13 protein-coding genes are annotated in these 20006 nt (G+C 62.5%); 4 read left to right on the top strand and 9 right to left on the bottom strand.

Features of this window, described 5'->3' with window-relative positions:
- The first annotated feature begins 1365 nt into the window (after nucleotides 1–1365).
- Nucleotides 1366–2088, top strand: a complete 723-nt coding sequence (locus F3J19_RS00920; RefSeq protein WP_167036922.1) for a response regulator — start codon at nucleotides 1366–1368, stop codon at nucleotides 2086–2088.
- Nucleotides 2089–2102: 14 nt separating this feature from the next.
- Here F3J19_RS00920 and F3J19_RS00915 read toward each other — a convergent pair whose 3' ends face one another.
- The 3 genes from F3J19_RS00915 to F3J19_RS00905 all read right to left on the bottom strand — a co-directional run bounded on the left by F3J19_RS00915 (nucleotide 2103) and on the right by F3J19_RS00905 (nucleotide 7109).
- Nucleotides 2103–2864 carry a response regulator transcription factor gene (locus F3J19_RS00915; protein ID WP_167036270.1) on the bottom strand — a complete coding sequence of 254 codons (762 nt, stop codon included), beginning with the start codon at nucleotides 2862–2864 and terminating at the stop codon, nucleotides 2103–2105.
- Nucleotides 2865–3442: 578 nt separating this feature from the next.
- Nucleotides 3443–6376 (bottom strand): response regulator, encoded by a 2934-nt coding sequence (locus F3J19_RS00910; RefSeq protein ID WP_167036267.1) that lies wholly within the window; start codon nucleotides 6374–6376, stop codon nucleotides 3443–3445.
- Nucleotides 6377–6671: 295 nt separating this feature from the next.
- Nucleotides 6672–7109, bottom strand: coding sequence for a hypothetical protein (locus tag F3J19_RS00905; protein ID WP_345889838.1), 438 nt, complete (start codon nucleotides 7107–7109; stop codon nucleotides 6672–6674).
- Between the two features lie 237 nt (nucleotides 7110–7346).
- Between F3J19_RS00905 and F3J19_RS00900 the strand changes: the two genes are divergently transcribed.
- Complete coding sequence (locus F3J19_RS00900; RefSeq protein WP_167036264.1) at nucleotides 7347–8024, top strand: hypothetical protein; 678 nt, start codon at nucleotides 7347–7349, stop codon at nucleotides 8022–8024.
- 229 nt (nucleotides 8025–8253) lie between these two features.
- A complete protein-coding gene (locus tag F3J19_RS00895) occupies nucleotides 8254–9636 on the top strand; it encodes a hypothetical protein (RefSeq protein WP_167036261.1) in 1383 nt (460 codons plus the stop codon).
- Nucleotides 9637–9892: 256 nt separating this feature from the next.
- Here F3J19_RS00895 and gmd read toward each other — a convergent pair whose 3' ends face one another.
- The 6 genes from gmd to F3J19_RS00865 all read right to left on the bottom strand — a co-directional run bounded on the left by gmd (nucleotide 9893) and on the right by F3J19_RS00865 (nucleotide 18816).
- Nucleotides 9893–11011 (bottom strand): GDP-mannose 4,6-dehydratase, encoded by a 1119-nt coding sequence (gene gmd, locus F3J19_RS00890; protein WP_167036258.1) that lies wholly within the window; start codon nucleotides 11009–11011, stop codon nucleotides 9893–9895.
- A gap of 116 nt (nucleotides 11012–11127) precedes the next feature.
- A complete protein-coding gene (locus F3J19_RS00885) occupies nucleotides 11128–13431 on the bottom strand; it encodes a polysaccharide biosynthesis tyrosine autokinase (protein WP_167036255.1) in 2304 nt (767 codons plus the stop codon).
- Nucleotides 13432–13484: 53 nt separating this feature from the next.
- On the bottom strand, nucleotides 13485–14624 hold the full coding sequence (locus F3J19_RS00880; protein WP_205192453.1) for a polysaccharide biosynthesis/export family protein: 1140 nt from the start codon (nucleotides 14622–14624) through the stop codon (nucleotides 13485–13487).
- 41 nt (nucleotides 14625–14665) lie between these two features.
- Nucleotides 14666–16051, bottom strand: a complete 1386-nt coding sequence (locus F3J19_RS00875; protein WP_167036252.1) for an undecaprenyl-phosphate glucose phosphotransferase — start codon at nucleotides 16049–16051, stop codon at nucleotides 14666–14668.
- A gap of 56 nt (nucleotides 16052–16107) precedes the next feature.
- Entirely contained in the window at nucleotides 16108–17712 is a 1605-nt protein-coding gene (locus F3J19_RS00870) for a sugar phosphate nucleotidyltransferase (RefSeq protein ID WP_167036248.1), read from the bottom strand.
- Between the two features lie 87 nt (nucleotides 17713–17799).
- Nucleotides 17800–18816: a helix-turn-helix domain-containing protein gene (locus tag F3J19_RS00865; protein WP_167036245.1), complete on the bottom strand. Its 1017-nt coding sequence runs from the start codon at nucleotides 18814–18816 to the stop codon at nucleotides 17800–17802.
- An 845-nt stretch (nucleotides 18817–19661) separates the two neighbouring features.
- Here F3J19_RS00865 and F3J19_RS00860 point away from each other — a divergent pair.
- Entirely contained in the window at nucleotides 19662–19811 is a 150-nt protein-coding gene (locus tag F3J19_RS00860) for a hypothetical protein (protein WP_167036242.1), read from the top strand.
- Nucleotides 19812–20006: the final 195 nt, after the last annotated feature.

Raw genomic sequence — 20006 nt, 5'->3', positions numbered from 1 at the left:
GCTGCAAAGACACCACTCGCCGCGCTCACCCCTGCAACTGCCACAACGGCGCTCGCCAGAACCGACGAAACTGTCGACTTGCTTCGCTTACCCCGCGCAACGGTATGCTCCGATGCCGCGACCCATGCCCCAAGCGCTTCGTTCCACACACTTTTATATGACTTGTTCATAGCACGACCCTTATAGATTTAATTTAAAAAACGTTATTTCCGCAAACCCGAAATCCAGCCAGTTTTTCGCAACAAACCGCCGCACAAATTCACAAAATCGATACTCGGAAATCCATCAATATCGATTTATCACTTATAAAAACGAGAAATTATCCAAATTTATTTCAGTTTATATTTTTCAATCGCCGTTAAAATAGGCGCAGTCTGATAGGGAGACATTCGAAGTTCTCCACCTTGAAACAGCCGCGACAAAACATCCGAAAGAAAATCGGAACAATCTGGATCAACAAGATGAACTGATAAGAACGCTATCTACCCCGCTGACAGCGAAACATGACTCGACCGCCAGGCCCCACGCTTTTCACGATGTACAACCCTTTTCGCCATACGCAAGAAGCCTGAACTTCTCGGGACCCCCTAATCTCGAAAATGTCACGATCAAATACATCAGAAGAGAATTGATTAAAAATGGAGAACCGCTTATCTCGCCTCTATTGAAACCCCATTCATCGACAGCCATGTTATTGAAGCAATAAAGCGCAGGTAATAGGCTCAGTCCTACAAATGTTCAAAAAGATACAAATCGACCTCGACCGGAGAGCGAACTGCTTCTCGCCGCGCAGCAATAAGGATATGTGCCGCCGGGTCGATAAACCGGTCAGTTCCAAACGTCGCCTTTTTGCGCTGGAATTAACGAACACCGCAGCGCCTCGCATACCTTCGACGGGAAAACGTTGTCGTCGAATTCACATGTAACGGCTGCCCATGAAACCTCGGCCCCCTGCGAGGCAGGTCACGCAACAAAAACAAGCACACCGACTAGCGCGATCGCGGCGCCACCACGATGCGTCCTGCTTATTTCCGGCAGCAATTCCAGAGTCCGCAATGACCCATGGTTCTATCGGGATGCAATACGCACAAGCGGGAATCGCATACGGGTCACTTTTACGACCCGATAGCAGTACACCTCATCGTTAGGCCGTTTCATCCGACCACTATGATGTAGGATGAGTCCTGTGCATCGGACCATCTTCAAGCCAATAGCTGAGTAATGCTTAGTTAAACGAGCGCCGCATCCGATCTTCGACACCGAAGGTCCACGTGACGATGTAAATAACTTGTGAACAATAAAGTCGCCGGCCACTTCAGTGTCCTTCACGACATGCCTTGCCTGCGCGATAAACAGGAGATCACCATGGCTAACCAGCCGATTCGTGTCATCCTTGCCGACGATCATCCGGTCATGCTCAAAGGCATCGAGCATGAGTTGTCGGAAATGAGTGCCATCGAAGTGACAGGTTCCGCCCGCAATTCGACAGAACTGATCGAGCTTTTAAATACCCGGCCCTGTGACGTTCTCGTCTCCGACTACGCCATGCCCGCAGGCGACTACGGCGACGGCATCGCGCTCTTCTCCCTGATCGGTCGTCGCTATCCCGGCATCAAACTCGTTGTGCTCACGATGCTCGACAACCCGGCCGTCGTACGCGCCCTCGTGACGCAAGAAGTGCGATGCATCGTCAGCAAATCGGATGCGGTGGCGCATCTCGTTCCCGCCGTCCATGCCGCTCATAACGGTTCGGCTTACTATTCGCCGACTATCAATGAAATCGTCCAGTCGATCGACTGGAACCGCCGTGGCCGCGGCTCGACCGATCTTCTTAGCCAGCGCGAATGCGAAGTCGTGCGCCTGTTTGCAACAGGCCTGACCGTCGATGAAATTGCCGAGCGGGTCAGCCGCAGCAAGAAGACCATCAGCACACAGAAGTCGAAGGCGATGGAAAAGCTCGGTATAGATCGCGACGTCGATCTACTGCGGTATGCCATGGAAAATGGCATGGTGGCATCGTCTCAGGGAGCATCGGGCCTCGAACCGTCCGACAGTCCACGGCAGAACAACGGCCGCCCATCCGATTGAAAGAGTGAGCGCGCTCAGGAATCAAGCATTCCGGGAGGCCCGGCGCGTTCGAGGCCCACCTCCGGGCTTGCGGCGCCAGACTCGAAGTTCGCGATACTATTTCGGATGCCTTCTGATTTCGTCGGCGGCACGAGGCCGTTCTCGAGTCCATAGCGCACAAGATCAGCGTCCCGTTTGATTCCAAGCTTTGTCATTGCCGATACTTTTTGCGAACTGATGGTCTTTTTACTGCGGCTCAAACGATCGGCGATTTCGTTGACGGTCAGCCCGGAAACATAAAAGCGCACCACTTCCAGCTCGCGGCTGCTCAACGGCGCATTCGCCCACACGCCTCGCGTGGGTCGTTCCGACGGCATGATGATTTCCGATATGCGCGGCGAGAGGTAACGGCCATTCACATAGGCAGCGCGCACGGCCAGATGCAGATGTTCCATTTTGTCCACCTTGCTCAACAGACAGCGATTGCCGATGTCGATGAGCGAACGGAGCAGAATCGCGCTTTCCATCATGGTCAGTATCACCGTCTGCACTTTCGGATACCGTCGGCGAATGAGGGAAAACAGCGTAATGCCATCGCCATATTCACCGCCCGGCATCACGTAATCGGATACCAGCACGTCGCAGGCGGTGCGGCTCAAAAGCGGAATCAGCTCGCTCGAACTGCGAGCGGTCCCGACCACCGAAACGGTCGCGCTCTTCGTCAGTTCATGCCGAATACCTTCGAGAATCACGGGGTGATCGTCTGCAATTACGACGCGAATCGCGTTTGGATTCATGATTGTTTTCCTAACATGGTGATGCAACAAGGAGCGGGCTGACAACACCGAATACGCCTGAAAAGTGCAGGTATATCGGTTTGCAATTGCGTGACCGGATTCTTCTCCCTCTTCCGTGGAGGAATGACGCATCCGGGTCAGGGGATACGACCGGGCATCGATGGGAGATACGCGAGAACTTCAGTACCAGGCGTCGTAGTCCGCCCTCCCAGACGGCCCTGAACGCATGGATAGATTCGATAAAAACGGGTCGAAATGCTTACCCGCCGCTTTTTGTCACCGCATACTGACTGTGGGGATATCTGGTTGACCGCGGCGGCATCGGAGGATCTACATTTCGGAATGGATGTCTATCCAAAGATTTCGGTATAAGCACTTTATTGAATGCAGCCAGACCCGATAATAGGCTCAGTCCTAGAAACCATTAAATTGTGACAAATAGGACTTGTCTCATTTTTGTGAGATCACGCTTCATATCTGGAACCATCGGCCGCACACAAACCGCTCAACATGGCCACCGCCCAGGCCCACCCGGCAGCCATGCCACTTCCGCAATCTGCCGCATCAGGACATCGTGGCTACGCACTCACCGCCCCTTGGCGGCGCACCAGCGTCTCATAGGCAAGCGTCTCGAAACGGCCCAGCATCTCTTCGACCCCGGCGAGGTCGTCGTCGCGTGCGAGTTGCTCCATCTGCGCGCACGCATTCGCCAACGCCGCCTCGTGGATCAACGCAAACGAACCGCGCATGGCATGAAGCGTATCGAGCGCCGCTTGCGTGTCATGCGTGCTCATAGCCTTCTGCAGCTTTGCCAGCGACTCCCCCAGCGACTGCTTCAATGCCGCATGCACGCCCGGCGGCAGTGGTCCCTGCGAAATGTCGCGCTTCGCCGTCCTGTCGCCGGGCGGAAGCGTCCCGGACGCCTCCGCTCCGATCGAGCGACGCAGAACCTGTTCCATCGCGTCGAGCAAAATCGGCTTGAGCAGCGTGGCATCGATTCCCGCGTCCTCGCATCGTCTCTGCTCTTCGGCGCCGACATGCGCCGTCGCCGCGATGATCGGCGTCGTCGCGCCCTGCCCGCGCAGACATCGCGCCAGCGTGTAGCCATCCATGCCAGGCATGTTCAGATCCGTCATTACCACGTCGTAGTGCTGCTCGTTAAAGCACCGCAGTGCGGTTGCGCCGCTGTCGGCCATGTCGGCCCGGTATCCGAGCAGATCGAGTTGCGCAACGATCAGTTCACGGTTGGCGGGTTGATCGTCGACGACGAGGATGCGCAGAGCCGCCGTACCGGCAGGCGCTGCGTCCCGTTCGACACGCTTCTCCCCGCTGTCGGCGGCCGACGCGGAGGCGCTCGTATCGACCCGCAGCGGCAGCGACACCACGAACGTACTGCCGAGTTCGAGCGAGCTCTTGACGATGATCGAGCCATTCATCAGCCGCGTGAGGCGCGAACACAGCGCCAGCCCGAGTCCGGTGCCGCCATAGCGGCGCGCGATCGACGAATCCGCCTGCACGAATGCCTGAAACAGCGTCTCCTGCTGGGCGGGCGTCATGCCGATGCCGGAATCGATCACGCCGATCATGACCGGCGAGCCGTCGACGGTCTCGTCCTTGTGATACACCTCGAGCAGCACGTTGCCGGTCTCGGTGAACTTGATCGCATTACTGACGAAGTTCGCCACAATCTGCCGAATCCTGGTCGGGTCGCCGAGATAGTACGGCGCGATCGAATCGTCGATCATGCATTCGAATTCGAGCCCCTTCGCATGCGCCATCGGCGCGAAGATCGCACCGACCTGGCGAATCGTTTCTGCAAGATCGAAACGGATCGCCTCGATCGTCATCTGTCCGGACTCGACCTTCGAAAAGTCGAGAATGTCGTTGATGATGTCGAGCAGCGCCGTCGACGACGATGTCACGACATGGAGCCGCTCGCTTTGCGCGGGCGACAACGACGAACGGCCGAGTAGTTCGAGATTGCCGAGAATCGCATTGAGCGGCGTGCGTATCTCGTGGCTCATCATCGCGAGAAACGCGGACTTCGCATGGTTGGCCGCATCGGCCGCCGCCCGCGCCTCTTCGAGTTTGCGCTCGGTGTTCTTGAGCTTCGTCACATTCGAGAAGCTGCACAGCAATACGTCTACGCTCCGATACTGCGTGCGGACGAGACTCACGAGCAGATCTTCAACGCCGCCATTCGCGAGTCTGAACGGCAGTTGCAAGCCCGACTGCCACGCAGGGGCATCGGGCGAACGGTCGTAAAGCTCGAGTAGCTGAAAACGCAATGGCCGCTCATCGGGATGAGCGTTTGCTCCATAGCTGCGCATCGCGTCGCTCTCGAGCAGAATGTCTCCGCTTTCGAATAGCAACAGCGCGAATCCCTCGGGAGCCGCCGCAACCATCATGCGATTCAGGCGCTCGCTTTCGAAAATCCGCCGCGAGTACTCGAAACCCGGCTTGAATATCTTGCGGTCGAGCAACAGCAGGATCGTCCAGAGAAATCCGATCACCAGCAGGACGGCCAACGTCAGAAGCGTGATGCGCGGCCAGAACTCGGCGAGAACCGTACGCCACGTAAATGCATAGACCAGTGTCCAGCCGACATGCGAAACCGGCGCACTCGCGATAAAGAGACCGCCAAGACGACGCCGCTCGATTCCCTGCCGGCCCGGCGCCCAAGGCTTCGTCCGCAGTACGCGAGCCTTCAGCGCACTATCGCGGCCTGCCGGCCCGGCATCGAGCACCACCTTGCCGGATGCGTCGACGATCAGCGAGATTTCGTCGTCGAGCGGCTCCTGCGCCGGATGATCGAACAGCAGTCTGACTGGAATGGTGCGGACAAAGATAAGGAACGGCGTACCGTCGGCAAACGCGGGCAGAACCATGCGAATGACCTGCTCTCCGGTAAACCGGTCGGTAATCGGCGGCAGCAGGATCAACTCCCGCTCGGTTTCCAGACGCCTCAGCGTTTTTTTCTTGCTCAGGTCGCCGATATCCGGCCTGATCTGATCGAGCAGCGCCCGCACGCTTGGGGCATCGCCTGCATCGAGCGGGTTGCCCGATGCGGGTGCCGGATAAATCGACATGAAACTGTAGTCGGGCGTGTAGAAATATCCCGTCACCGCATCAGGACCTTTCAACACAGCATAAGGGCCGACGCGATAATCGAATTCACGGGTCATCGCCAGATACGGCGCGAATGTCTGGGCTGGCCGCTCGTTCGTGACGTCGCCCAACGCCAGCACGGGTGGAAAATCGGCGTGTTGCTGCAGAAGAATGCGCCCGTGCTGCGCCGCAAACTGCTCAACGACACTGGATGGCGGCGGCTCGCGGCGCTCCCATGCCGACTCTTCGTGCAGAACGGTGTACCGCAGAATGCTCTCGAACTGGAGCAGTTCCAATTCGAGCTGCGTCTTCCTGACAGCGAAACCGATATAGCGATTGTCGATGTAGTCACGCACCATCAGGTAGATCACGGTGCCGCCCAGCACCAATAGAACGACCGTCATCGCAACGCCGGCTCCGTACAGCAACGCTCGCTGATAGCGTTTCAGGACGGCTGGCACGCGATGCGATGTTTGGCCTTCCTCACCGTCGTCGAAATCTTTGTTCCGTGCTTGCATCGCGCCCCAGTCTGCGGATTCGAAGTGACGTCGGAATCATATGACCATTTACGGCGTCCTGCACCTGAGCGGCGATAGATATCGCTTGCCATGCCGTCGAAACGAACGAGCCGCACAAGAGCACAACGACAACGCGTGACACTACGTTAGTGCCGCGCCTTCGATAGACCCACCGCTCTTCTCACTTCTGCGCCGGCGTCCGCAGCGAATTTCCGGCGAGCCATTTGAGCCGTTCACAATTCACTTTGATTCGTGCGTCGAACTCCTGAGGATCGCGCTCGCGCAGTCCGTTCATGCTGCCGATGTTGCTCTGCGCGCGCTGCCAACCCGTCTGCCAGTGCTGATCGAAGTGATCGGCTTCGGGCAGTCTCTTTCTGAGCTTTTCCTTATACGCATCGACGCGCTGCGGCGATATCTGGCAGAACGTCTGCGCGAAATTTGCGCGCTCGCCCGCCGTCTCGACTTTCATGTTGTCGCTTTCCTCGCTCGCCCTGCCCGCCACAGGCGCGGCCAGCGACAGCGTCAGAACCGATACGGCGACGATCAGCACGCCAGAATAGTCCCGCAGTTTTTGCATCATCGTCTCCTGACGGCTCGTCATCATGTTCAGAGAATTCACCGGGCTTTCGCAAAGCTCGCCTGCCGCGTTACACGGATGTGTCCTGATTGGACAGCAGCTTGGCGTTTTCGCGCGCTATCCGAAGCATTGCATTGGCGCCATCCGGTGCTACGCTCGGAAAAGCAGTCTTCGCAACGTGCGCCGTCATGCCACGACGGAACCCGAAGCCAACAGATCACCGTGCGAAGCGCTTTTTCCGATAAAAACGCCAAACATCGCTGGGGGGGAGTCATTGCGATGAAATTTAGAACATATACCGTACTGACGCTAATTGCGACCAGCAGCGCTGCATTTGCATGGCAGCCGCTTACCTATCCGATCCGCAGTCAGAGTCCCTATGCGCGCGGCGTCGACACCGCGCTGTGTTACGCGGAAGCAGCCCGCGTGAGCAAGGTCAACATCGTCCACGAGTCGCAGATTCCACCGCGCCCGGCACCGGTCGCAAAGGGCTCGTCGACGGGCGCGCCGGCCAAGCCGCCGCTGCCGCCCAGTTCCTTCTCCGCCACGCCGCTGCCGTATGCCGCCAGCATGCCGGACGCCGCGAGCTTGCCGATCGCGGCCGCGCCTGGTGGGGCATCGTCGGCGAAACCGGCCAACGATGCCTTGACAGGTGCCGGCGGTGCACCCGGCGGCGCCGCCGCGGCCGCGGGTGCTTCGGCCACCGCGACTACGACCACGGCGGCTGCGGGCACGAGCGCGGGAATCGGCACGTTAGGCGAGGGAATCGGGGCATCGGCAGCGGGAATCGGCCCGTTGGGCGCATCAGGCGCATTGGGCACAGCGGACGCATCGTTGCAAGCGAGCGCGGCATCGGACGTCAAACTGCCGCCGCTGCCCGCGCCCGAGCCGCCGATGACGCGCTATTGGGCCGCCTACGGCGCATGCATGCAGGCGCGCGGCTACGTGGTGCAGTAATCGCAGTGATCGGTGAGGCTTGCGAGCCTCGTTGCCGTTACGTGTTCCTTTGACAGAGGCGTCGTAATTGAACGCCCGCGAGCGACCGGCCATGTCTACATATCCCGCTGCCAATCAGCCAGAGCCCCGACGCTGCAACAATTGCGGTGCACCGATCGTCGGCCGCTTCTCGCCTTGTCTTTCGTGTCATTCGCTCGCGCTGGAGGGGTCTGGTGCGCATGCTGCCTCAGTGCCGGGTTTGTACGTCGAGCCGGAGAATCCGCCGCGGACGGGGCCCGCCAGGCTGCCGGCGCGCAGCATCTGGCACCGTTCGCCGGACACGCTCGTCTATCCCTACGATTCAATCGACGAAGCCGAGTTAGCCGCGCAAGCAGGACGGCGCACGCGCAACCGCATCGTGCTGGCTGCGTCGGTGCTGGCGGTGAGTTCCGCCGTGTACCTGATCTGCATCCATGACGGCGACTTGCGCGTGGCGCCGCCGGTTGTGGCGAGCGGCAATGTGTCCACGGTGTCCGCGCAGAACGGCAAGGCGTCCGTTGCTGTCGATGGTGCCGGGAAAGCCAAGGCGAATGCTGGATCGTTGCAGCCTGGGAGTGACGCGCCACGCGTCGCCGCGGCCCGGCCTTCGGCGGTCACACCGGCGGCGGCGTCGCTGCCCGAACCGCGCCGTGTCACGCCGGCAGCGCCGGACGCCGCGCGCGTCGCTGCCGCTCAGCCCATCGCATCGACACCCGAGCAGCACCAGGTCGTGTCGGCAACGTCGGATGCCACGCACGTCACGGCCGCTCAGCCGATTGCCGCGAAAGATAAACCGCATGCCGATGCTTCGCCGAGCGTCATCGCGCTGCAACAGCAACAACGGCCGCAGCCCGCCATCGCTGCGCAACACCTCGCATCGGCCCAGCCCGCAGCGGTTACACCACAGGTCGCGGCGACACCCGAGCAGCACCGGGTCGTGTCGGCAACGCCGGATGCCACGCACACCATTGCCGCTCAGCCGATTGCCGCGAAAGATAAACCACGCACCGATGCTGCGCCGAGCCGCGTCACCGCGCAACAACAGCAACAACAGCCGCAACCCGCCATCGCCGCGCAACACCTGGCATCAGCCCACCCCTCAACAGCCACACCACCCACCGCATCGCAGCCTCAACAGCACCGCGTTTCGTTGGCGAAGCCAGATCTCACACGCCTCGCCGCAAATCCGCCAATCAGCGCGGAAGAGAAACGTCGCGCCGAAGCCGCGCGATATCTGCGAGCGGCACGTATCAATCTGAAGGCGAACAATCTGTCAGCGACGAAATCGCGCATTGCCGCGGCCCTCGCCGCGCAGCCCGACAACCGCGAGGCACAGCGCCTGCGCGCGACGGTGCATACGCTCGAACAGCAACGCGATGCGCTGCTCAGCCTCGCGCGCAGCTGCGGTTCTATCGGACACCTGGCTTGTGCGTCGCGCGACGCCGGCATCGCGCTGCAAATCGATTCGAGCAGCAAGACGGCACGGCGTCTGTCGACACAGGCCACGCGCGAATCCGAACTACAGATCGCGCCGTCAGCCGACACCGCGACCGAACCGCTGCCCGACGTGCGCAACGTCAACACGCATCATTGACGTTGCGCTAGCGCAGGGGCGTTGCAACGCGCGAAACCGCGCCTCGCAACGCCCCGAGCCGCGGCACCGGTTCGGTTCACCAACTCACCGGCTCACCAACGGCCCATAAAAGACAAGCGCCCGCAGCCATCGGCAGCGAGCCGATCACTACGGGCGCGAAACGAAGCACATCAACAACACGTCGATCCGCCAGGAAACTGCGGATCGCTAACCCATCACGATAACTCGCACACCGTGACCGGCACACGCGTCATGACTATTCGTGATGCTCCAATGCCGTAAAGCCCGCCAGCGTGACAAGCGCGTCGCGGCGTGCGATCTGGTAGTCCGAGCGCACCATTTCCTTGACCAGTTGCGCAAACGACGTGGTCGGCTTCCAGCCGAGCCGCGCGTGCGCCTTCGACGGATCGCCGAGCAGCGTTTCGACTTCGGCCGGCCGGAAATAGCGCGGATCGACCCGCACGATCACATCGCCGGGCGACACCTTGATCTCGCGCCCTTCCACCTTTTCGACGATGCCGACCTCATCCACGCCCGTGCCCTCGAAACGCACGGTGATGCCCAGCTCAGCGGCCGCATTCTGCACGAACTGACGCACGCTGTATTGCTCGCCGGTCGCGATCACGAAATCTTCAGGCTGGTCCTGCTGCAGCATCATCCACTGCATTTCCACGTAATCGCGGGCGTGGCCCCAGTCGCGCAGCGCTGCCAGATTGCCGAGATACAGCATCTTCTGCGTGCCCACCGCGATGCGCGCGATCGCGCGCGTGATCTTGCGCGTCACGAAGGTCTCGCCGCGCACCGGCGATTCGTGATTGAACAGAATCCCGTTGCACGCGAAGAACCCATAGGCCTCGCGATAATTGACCGTGGTCCAGTAGGCGAACAGCTTGGCGACCGCATACGGGCTGCGCGGATAGAACGGCGTGGTCTCGCTTTGCGGCACCTGCTGCACGAGCCCGTAGAGTTCCGACGTGGATGCCTGATAAAAGCGCGTTTTCTCCTGCATGCCGAGAATGCGGATGGCTTCGAGAATGCGCAACGTACCGAGACCGTCGGCATTGGCCGTGTATTCCGGTTCCTCGAACGACACCGCGACATGGCTCTGCGCGGCGAGGTTGTAGATTTCGTCCGGCTCGACGCGCTGGATCACGCGCAGCAGGCTGGTCGAGTCGGTCAGATCCGCATGGTGCAGAAAGAGCCGTTGCTCCGGTTCGTGAGGATCGCGGTAGAGATGATCGATCCGGTCCGTGTTGAACAGGGACACCCTGCGTTTGATGCCGTGTACGATGTAATCCTTGGCGAGCAGCAACTCAGCCAGGTATGAGCCGTCCTGTCCAGTAATGCCGGTGATCAGCGCAACCTTGCGTTTCATGGAACCTTCCCCCAAATAGTGTTTGGCGATGCCTATCCGAACCTCGAGCCCGCGCCGATCCCAGGGCGAAACCGCACACGGCCGCGGCACACGGCATTGCGCCGCGGGCCGCGCCGTCAACCGGCAATGCTGTCGTAGCCGTAATAGCCGCCCTGATATCCCGAACCGAGAAACGCGGCTTCCTGCGGCACATCGGTCAGCAGCACGCCGCGCATGGCCACACCGCCGTTGCGCAACCGTTTCGCGGTTTCGATGATCTCGTGCAGCGGCTGGCGGCCGTGGCGCACCACCAGCAGCGTGGTGCCCGCATATCGGCCGATCAGCGTCGAGTCAGTCACCGCCAGTACCGGCGGTGTATCGACAATAACGAGGTCGTACTGCGGCTTCAGTTCGTCAAGCAACATTTCGAAGCGTTTGCTCATCAGCAGCTCGGCCGGATGCGTCGGCAGCGAGCCCTTGGCCAGCACGTCCAGACCGGGCAGCACCTCGCGCTGGATCATCGAGTGCAGATCGCCGCCGCTCAGCACGTCGGACAGGCCCGGCTGATGGGAGATGCCGAAGTGCGAATGCACGTCCCCGCGCCGCATGTCGGCGTCGATGATCAACACGCGCTTGTTCGCCGACGCGACCAGCGCCGACAGGTTCACCGACAGGAACGACTTGCCCGCGTCGGGCCGCGAGCCGGTAATCATCACGACGTTGTTGGCCGCGTGATCGAGCGACAGCTGCAGCGACGTGCGCAGGTTGCGCACGCCTTCCACCGCGAGATCCCCAGGCGCCTGGTGCGCGAGCACATGCTGGCCGCGGCGGCGCTGCGCCACGCTTTGCTGCAGGCGCAGCTGGGTCTGACTGCGCGGCACGGCCGCGAACACCGGCACGCCGAGCATGCCTTCGAGGTCGTCGGGCCGCTCGACGCCGCCGTACATCGCGCGCTTGAGCAGGATCAGCAAGATGCCGAGCCCGAGGCCGCCGCCGAGCGAAACCAGGATCGCCAGCATGCGCCGCGGCCGCACCGGATCGTCAGGCGTTTCGGCGAAGTCGACGACCCGCACGCCGGCCACCTGCCCCGCCTGCGTCGTGCGCAGTTGCTGCACGTTGTTCAGCAGACTGTTGTATTGCGTGGTCTTCTCGTCCACGTCGTGCTTGAGCCGCTGCGCGGTCTGCTCGGTGTCGGGCATCGCCGTCGCACTGCGCTTCATGGTGGCCTGCGCGCCCTGCAACGCGGCGATCTGCGCGTCGAGCGCGGCCACCGACGGATGGCTCGGCGTGAAGCGCTGCAACAGCTCCACGCGCTGCTGCTGCAGGTCGAGCAGGCGCGCCTTGTTGTCGGCTGACTGTTGCAGCATCAGCCGGCTCTCCTCGCCGGGATCGACCGTGCCGTGCTCGTTGCGGAACTTGCTGTAGCGCTGCTCGGCGTCGTCCAGATCCTTGCGCAGGGCGGGCAGTTGCTGCTCAAGAAATGCGAGCGTGTGGCGCGTTTCGGTCGAGCGGCTCGCCATGTCCTGACGCACGAACTGCTGCGCCATGTTGTTGACGATCGCCGCGGCCAACGCCGGATCGCCGCCTTCGAGGCTCATCCGGATCACGCCGGATTGCGGCGCGGTCTCCTGCACGAGCATGGTGTTCTGCAGGCGGTCGACCGTGCCGAGCGTCGAGGCGCGCGCGAGCGTGAAGCGCGTGCCGGGCGCCCCGACGAGCCGGTCGACGTGCAGCACGATCGGGCCGTCGGCGGTATCGGTCTGCACCGTCTCGCCGACCCGGCCCGACAGGATCGCGCTGCCGTTCGGGTCGCGCAGCACGAAGGTGTTGTCGGCCCCCGCCACCAGCGTGAAGCTCGCGTCGTACATCGGCTTCGCGGTATCGAAACGCGACACCGCGATGCTCTCGTTGCCCCACGCAAAGCCCGACAGCTTCATGAACGACGGCAGCCTGAAGCCCCATCGGCCCCATCGTCCATTCGCGAGACCCGCGATCCTCGCACCGACGAGCGGCAGATAACGCGGCGTCGCCGTGATGTCGAGGTGCAGCGTGCGCACCGCCTCCTCGACGACGAGCCGCGACTTCAACAACTCGATCTGCGCGGCCGTCGACGGCTTCGAATCGGCGCCGCCGCCGACCGGCGGCGACGCGCCGTTAGCGACGCCGGTCGGGTTGGCCGTCCGGTCCTCGACGTGGAACAGCACGTCCGCGCGGTACGTCGGCGGCGCGAGCAACGCGTAGGCACTGCCGAGCGCGAGCGCGATCAGCGTCACCGTGAGAATCGTGCGCCGACCGCGCACGATCGTGCGCAGGTAGTCCGACGGACGCAGACGGCCCGGACCGGGCACGTCCGCGTAACCGGGTTCGAAGCGGGCTTCGAACCGGTTCTCAAAGCGGTTCTCGTAGCGGCCTTCATAACGGCCGTCAAAGTGGATTGCCATGTTGTTCACCCCGACAAGACCTGGCGGTGCGCGTTACGCGCACCGCTCTTACGTCACTTCCCGACGATAACCCCCGTCACCGCCGCGTTGATCGCCGGCAACAGCAGGTTCAGCACGCGGTTGAAGCGAACCAGGCCGCCCTGGCCGACGTACACGATGTCCTTCGGCTGCAATTGGAACTGGTTCGCGAGCAGCATCGCCACCGGCGAGCGAGCGTCGAGGTGATAGATCTGCGGCGAGTCGCTGGTCGAATTGCGGATCACGAACAGCTGCTGCGCGGCGGCCGTGTTCGAGTCGAAGCTGCCGCCGTCGGAGATCGCCTGCGAGAGCGTCAGCGAGCCGTTGCGCAGCGGCAGCACCGTGGCCGGCTTGTTGACCTCGCCCATCACGTACACGCCGCTGTCCTCGCGCGCGTTGACCCGCACCATGTCGCCCGCCTGCAGATAGATGTCCGACGGATTGTGGCCGTGCTTGATGAGGTCGTCGATGTTCAGCGAATACGTATGGCCGTTGCGGATCAGGTCGACGCGGCTGCGGTCCGCGGTCGTCGTGAAGCCGCCGCTCAGGCCGATCGCGTTGGTCAGCGACATCGGAATGTCGTTGACCGACTGGCTGCCGGGCGTGCGCACTTCGCCGTCGATCATCACCTGCGCGTTACGGAACGACGCGACCCGCACCGTCACTTCGGGCTTCTGGTACACCTTGCTCAGACGCTGATGCAGTTCGCGCTGAATCGACGCGACGTCCCTGCCCGCCACGTGCAGGGTGCCCGCATACGGAAACTGCACGTCGCCGCTTTCGTCGATCAGAAAGCCCGGAATCGCATCCGAGGGCCGCGAGGTCTGCGTCGGCTGCCCGAGCGCGGCCGCGAGTTCCGGGTGATCCCACACGACGATCTGTAGCACGTCGCCGGGGCCGACCTTGTACGCGGTCGGCTTGCCGAACAGCGCTGCGATATCGGGCGGCATCGTCATGGCCTGCTGGTCGGCGTTCATCTTCTTCAGCAGCGCCAGGTTAATGTCGGTGATCGGAATCTGCTGCTGCGAAGCTTCGGTGGGACTGAAATCCCCTCCCGTGTCCTGCACCGTGGCCGGCGTAATCATCCGTTGGCCCGGTACACTGCCGCAGCCGGCGAGCAGTGCGGCACTCGCGAAAACCACCATCGTTCCCGCACGAAAACCCTGTGAGTTCATGATCCTTCCTCCTTCGCCCCGAGGCGTTTTTTATCGACTGCTTAGTAAGCGTTTCGATGAACCAGTCCTGCGACGATCGTCGCGCCGATGATCCGCATGTCGAGCGCGAACGACCAGTGACCGAGGTAGTACAGGTCATGTTCGACGCGACGTTCCATCTTCTCGATGCGGTCGGTTTCGCCACGGAAGCCGTTGATCTGCGCCCAGCCCGTGATTCCCGGTTTGATCCGGTAGCGATTGATGTAGCCCGCGACCACCTTCTGGTAGAGGTCGTCGTGCTCGAGCGCATGGGGGCGCGGTCCTACGACCGACATGTCGCCACGCAGCACGTTGAAAAATTGCGGCAGCTCGTCGAGGCTCGTGCGGCGCAGGAACGCGCCCACTTTCGTCACGCGCTTGTCGTTGCGCGTCGCCTGGCTCAAGGTGCCTTTCGCTTCGGTATGCAGCCGCATCGAGCGAAACTTGTAGATCGTGAACACGCGCCCGTCCGCGCCCTTGCGCTTCTGTTTGAACAGCACCGGACCGCGCGAGGACAGCTTCACCGCGATCGCGATGCCGAGCAGCAGCGGCATGAGCCCGAGCAGCGCGCTCGCCGCGAACAGCCGGTCGAAAATCTCTTTCTTCAGCATCGCGTTGGCCGACAGCGGCGAGGCGACCAGGTTGATCGCCGGCACGCCGAGCAGATCGACGACGCCGCTGCCTTCGAACAACGCGTGACTGCGCACGTCCGGCATGAAGCGGATATTGACGAGGTCGTCGCGGAACTCGTCGATCAGCGCGCAGATGAGCGGCTCCTCGGAGAGCGACAGCATCAGCCAGAGCTCGTGGACGTCGTTGGTGCGGATGTAGTCGGCGAGCGCGTCGACGCGCTCGAACACCGGCACGCGCGAATTCGTCACCGCGGAATCGTCCGGCCGCGTGTTGTAGACGGCCGTGGCGCGAAAGCCCGCGGTCGGCGCCGACTCGATACGGCGCAGGATCGCATCGCACTGCGAACCGCTGCCGACGATCGCGACCTGATGCAGGTTCATGCCGGCGCCGCGCGCCCGCGCGAGCACCGCATGCGTGACGAGCCGGTAGGCGATCAGCAGGCCGCCGGTCGTCGCGGTCCAGTACGAAAACCACAGCCGCGAGACGATGTCGATCCGATGCAGCGAATACATTAGCGCCAGCGCGCAGGCCTGCACGATCAGCCACGCGAGCGACACCTGGCCGGCGAGCCCGAGCTTCGAGCGGCCGCGCCACGATTCGTACACGCCGAAGGCGGGAAAGATCGCCAGCGCGAAGGCGGCGGAAAACATCGCCAGCGCCCAGTAGAAGCCCGACTGGCCGAGATAGTCGAAGCGGATTTGCGACGCCACGGCCGCACCCGCCAACACCAGCGCGACATCGAAAATTCGCGCGAGCAGATCCTGAAACTTGCGCATGTTTGCTTCCCTCGTATTGCCTTTTATGTTCGCCAACGGGGCCGTATCCATGCTGCTTACGGGCAGCGGCCGTAGTTGTCGTTGAACCTCACGATGTCGTCCTCGCCGAGATAGGTGCCGGACTGGATTTCGATGATTTCGAGCGGCACCTTGCCGGGGTTTTCGAGCCGGTGACGCGTGCCGAGCGGAATGTAGGTCGACTGGTTTTCGGTGAGCAGGAACTGCTCTTCGCCGCGCGTGACGAGCGCGGTGCCGCGCACCACCACCCAGTGTTCGGCGCGGTGATGATGCAGTTGCAGCGACAGCTGCGCGCCGGGCGTGACGACGATGCGCTTGACCTGAAAGCGCTCGCCGTGATCGATCGAATCGTAAAAGCCCCACGGGCGCCGCACCTTGCGATGCGCGTCGGCTTCGGGCGCGTTCTGCGCCTTGATGCGCGACACGAGGCCCTTCACGTCCTGCACGTGCGAGCGGTCCACCACCAGCACCGCATCGGCCGTCTCGACCACCACCACGTTGGCGGTGCCGACGCAGGCGACGAGCCGCCCTTCCGAATGCGCGTAGCACGACACCGCGCCTTCGAAGGTGACGCGGCCGCGCCCGGCGTTGCCGTTCGCATCCTTTTCCATCGCGGCCCATACCGCGTCCCACGAGCCGAGGTCGGACCAGCCGGCTTCGAGCGGAATCACGACGCCGGCGGGAATGCCGGTGGTTGCGGCTGTGCTTGCGGTGTTGTCGATCGGACCGCGGCCTGCGTTGCCGGCCTGGCCCGCATCGATCGTGCTGGCACCGCGCGGCGCGCCCGCCGGCGACTCCGTCAGACGCTCCATCACTGCGTAGTCGATCGAATCGGCGGGCACTTCGAGGAAGGCCTCCGGCGCCGGCCGGAACACCGCGCCGTCCTGGCGGCCGTTCGCGAACGCGCTTTCGCAGGGCGCATGCATGTCGGGGCGCAGACGCGCGAGCGTATCGAGCCACACGCTCGCGCGCATGATGAAGATGCCGCTGTTCCACCAGTACGTGCCGGCCGCGAGGTATTGGGCGGCGAGTTCCTCGGCGGGCTTCTCGACGAAGCCGTCGATCGCATGACCGCCCTCGGCCAGCGCCGCGCCGATGCGGATATAGCCGAAGCCGGTGTCGGGCCGCGTCGGCGGCACCCCGAGCGTCGCGATCGCGCCCGCTGCCGCGTGGCGCGCCGCGCAATCGAGCGCGCGCTGCAATGCGGCCACGTCGGCAATCGCATGATCGGCCGGCATCACGATCAGGATCGCGTCGCGGTCCTCCGCGCACGCGAGCGATGCCGCCAGCGTCAGCGCGGGGGCCGTGTCGCGCCGCGCGGGCTCGACGATCAGCCGCGCGTCGATACCGTTCTCGCGCAACTGCTCGGCAATCACGAAGCGATGCTCGTCGCCGCACACGACGATCGGCGAGGCATCGACATGCCAGCTCGCGGGAAAGCCGTCGAGGCGCCGCGCGGTCGCCTGCAGCAGCGAGTCGGAGCCGACCACGTCGATCAGTTGCTTCGGAAAGTTTTCTCGCGACACCGGCCACAGCCGGGTGCCCGAGCCGCCCGCCAGAATGACCGGCACGATATGCGCGCAATGCGCGCCGGCGCCAGCCGGCTCGACAGATCCTGCGCTCACGATGCCATGCCTCAACATATTCGGATTCCTTATAGTCCTGCAAGGTACGAAGGAGAAGACTCCGGTGCGCCGTTTCGCGCGCTCGCCGGGTTGCGTCCTGCGCTGCTACTCGCCGCTCATGCGACGGCTCTGAATCCTGAACTCGGTCGGGGAAATCCGCATGCGCTTGCGGAACACCTTCGCGAGACGGTCGCCATTGCCCATGCCGGTGCGGCGCGCAATCTTGTCGACCGGCAATTCGGATTCGGTCAGCAGGCTGCATGTCACCGCGAGGCGCTCATGCAGCAGAAAACTCGAGGGCGTAATACCCATTTCCATCTTGAAGCGGCGCAGGAAATTGCGTTCGCTCATGGCCGCGAACTGCGCGGCGTCGGCAATCGAAATCGACTGCTGGCAGTTTTCCTGGAGCCAGCGCGCGGCCGCGCGCACCTTGTCGCCGGGACTCAGCGCGCCGTCCTCGCCGAGCAGCGGCGCGAGGTTCGACGAATCCGCCAGCAGCCGCTCGGCCGCCATGCGCGCGGTCGCGTTGCCGAGGTCGCGCTTGATCAGCGCGAGCGCGCTACGCATCGACTCCAGCCGGTCGCCGAGTTCCGCCGCGCCATGCGTGGCGCTCTCCGGGCTTGCCGCGCTCGCGCCGTTCGGTTCGCCCGCGTCATGGGCCGGCTGATGCGGCTCGCCCGCCTCCGCGCCGTCGGGCACGTAAGCCGCGTCGAGCACCGCGCGTCCTTCGGCGATCGAGCGCATCATCGACGTGTTGCGGCGTACGCGGCGCAGCCAGCCGATCAGCCGCTCGTCGCGCGCCGCCATCGCCGCGCCCTTGCCGCCCGCGACATACAGCGCGTCGAAGCCGCGGTAATGACGCGCATCGAGCCCGTCGGTCCACACCCGCAAGCCGGACGACGCGGCCACCATGCCGCCGTCGACGGACAGAAACGACACGTCGTAGAGCCACGCACCCGAGCCCGACGTGGAGAGTTCGTTCGCGGCCTGGAAAACCTCGGCAATGACACCCGCGCCTTGCAGCGAGCAATCGTTGAACAGCAGAATTGCAATGCGGCGCACGCCTTTGTTCGGCGCATGCACCCAGCGCAGCATTGCGGACTCGAGACTTGCGCAGGTCATAGCCATCCTCTCAACGGAAAACGATCGACTTCACCTTCTATCGCCACCGGGAATACCCACTCGGTGCACTGGATCATAGCGACGGCTTCCAGCATTTAGCCGCCATGACCGAAAATGCGGACATGTTGGCGCATTAATGGGTGGCCGGTCTGTGCGATTCAGCACCTTGCCGAAGCAACCGCCATATCAATGAATTAATGCGGAATTCTGCATATGGCCGAATATGCATTCGCAAATGTTAGGGCAATTCGAAAATTGATTGCGTACGCCAGCGCACACTGCGCGCCTGCTCGAAAAGAGGCCTATTTTAATTTTATCCGACCTTTATTTCGTCTTATCCAGGTTTATCCTTGCCGGAAAACATTGTCTGAGAGTGCAATTCCCTCGACCGGCTTCCGAAGCCACCGTGCCGCCGGAACGCCTGCGTTCTCCTGAAGATACCGGCCAGGCGGCGCAACGAAGCCAATTCCTCATCCAATTTAAATGCATTGGAAGGTGAATAGATTATTTAATTATTCTCCAATGAAAGCCTTGAATACACAAAACAACAATTAATGTTTCAGACATGAAACATTAAAATCGGATGGCGTTAGCCCGCCGACAATCGACGGGCCGATGGCGGATTGTGTCGAGCGGAACCCGGTTCGATTCCGCCATGGAATTGCGGAAACGGACTAGGTCTTTTCCGCACGCGCCGGCGCGGCAAGTCAAGGCAAACCGCCGCGGTCTTGCGGCTTTCCGTGAGCACGGCATACGTGCGACCACGGTTTTCCAGCGGGCAAGCGCACATAAGCGTCAGGCGAGTACGGGTTACGATGCCGCAAAGACACGCTGGAGCCGTATAGATGAGTGGCCTGACATGGACCATGCTGATACTGGCCGCGTTGATTGGCGCGCTCCTGTTCGCGACGATCGGCGCGGTACTGTTCGCGCTGCTGCTCGCGAACGTATCGGGACGGCTCGAGCACGCCGATGAAACCCGTCGCGACGCCTAGCTTTTTTTCGCGGCGTCCGCACGAGCCTGGCGGAACCGTGCAACGCTGAATGGAACGCACGCCGCCGAGGCTGTTTCGCCGCGTCTCCCATGACGGGCTCAATACACGCGATGAGCCCGCACATCGCGTTCGTCGCGCTTGCCCGCTATTTTCGGTGTCGCTATGCTCGCGAATGCGCCGACTGCGAGGCGCGCG

The sequence above is a fragment of the Burkholderia sp. Ax-1724 genome (assembly GCF_011752995.1).
Classification (GTDB): Bacteria; Pseudomonadota; Gammaproteobacteria; order Burkholderiales; family Burkholderiaceae; genus Paraburkholderia.
Note: the sequence above shows the minus strand (reverse complement) of the source record. Positions and strands in the feature narration are given on the sequence as shown.

Coding starts and splice junctions, on each gene's coding strand:
- F3J19_RS00920 (WP_167036922.1), top strand. CDS start 1,366: ATGGCTAACCAGCCGATTCGTGTCATCCTTGCCGACGATCATCCGGTC.
- F3J19_RS00915 (WP_167036270.1), bottom strand. CDS start 2,864: ATGAATCCAAACGCGATTCGCGTCGTAATTGCAGACGATCACCCCGTG.
- F3J19_RS00910 (WP_167036267.1), bottom strand. CDS start 6,376: ATGACGGTCGTTCTATTGGTGCTGGGCGGCACCGTGATCTACCTGATG.
- F3J19_RS00900 (WP_167036264.1), top strand. CDS start 7,347: ATGAAATTTAGAACATATACCGTACTGACGCTAATTGCGACCAGCAGC.
- gmd (WP_167036258.1), bottom strand. CDS start 11,011: ATGAAACGCAAGGTTGCGCTGATCACCGGCATTACTGGACAGGACGGC.
- F3J19_RS00885 (WP_167036255.1), bottom strand. CDS start 13,431: ATGGCAATCCACTTTGACGGCCGTTATGAAGGCCGCTACGAGAACCGC.
- F3J19_RS00880 (WP_205192453.1), bottom strand. CDS start 14,624: ATGAACTCACAGGGTTTTCGTGCGGGAACGATGGTGGTTTTCGCGAGT.
- F3J19_RS00875 (WP_167036252.1), bottom strand. CDS start 16,051: ATGCGCAAGTTTCAGGATCTGCTCGCGCGAATTTTCGATGTCGCGCTG.
- F3J19_RS00870 (WP_167036248.1), bottom strand. CDS start 17,712: ATGTTGAGGCATGGCATCGTGAGCGCAGGATCTGTCGAGCCGGCTGGC.
- F3J19_RS00865 (WP_167036245.1), bottom strand. CDS start 18,816: ATGACCTGCGCAAGTCTCGAGTCCGCAATGCTGCGCTGGGTGCATGCG.
- F3J19_RS00860 (WP_167036242.1), top strand. CDS start 19,662: ATGAGTGGCCTGACATGGACCATGCTGATACTGGCCGCGTTGATTGGC.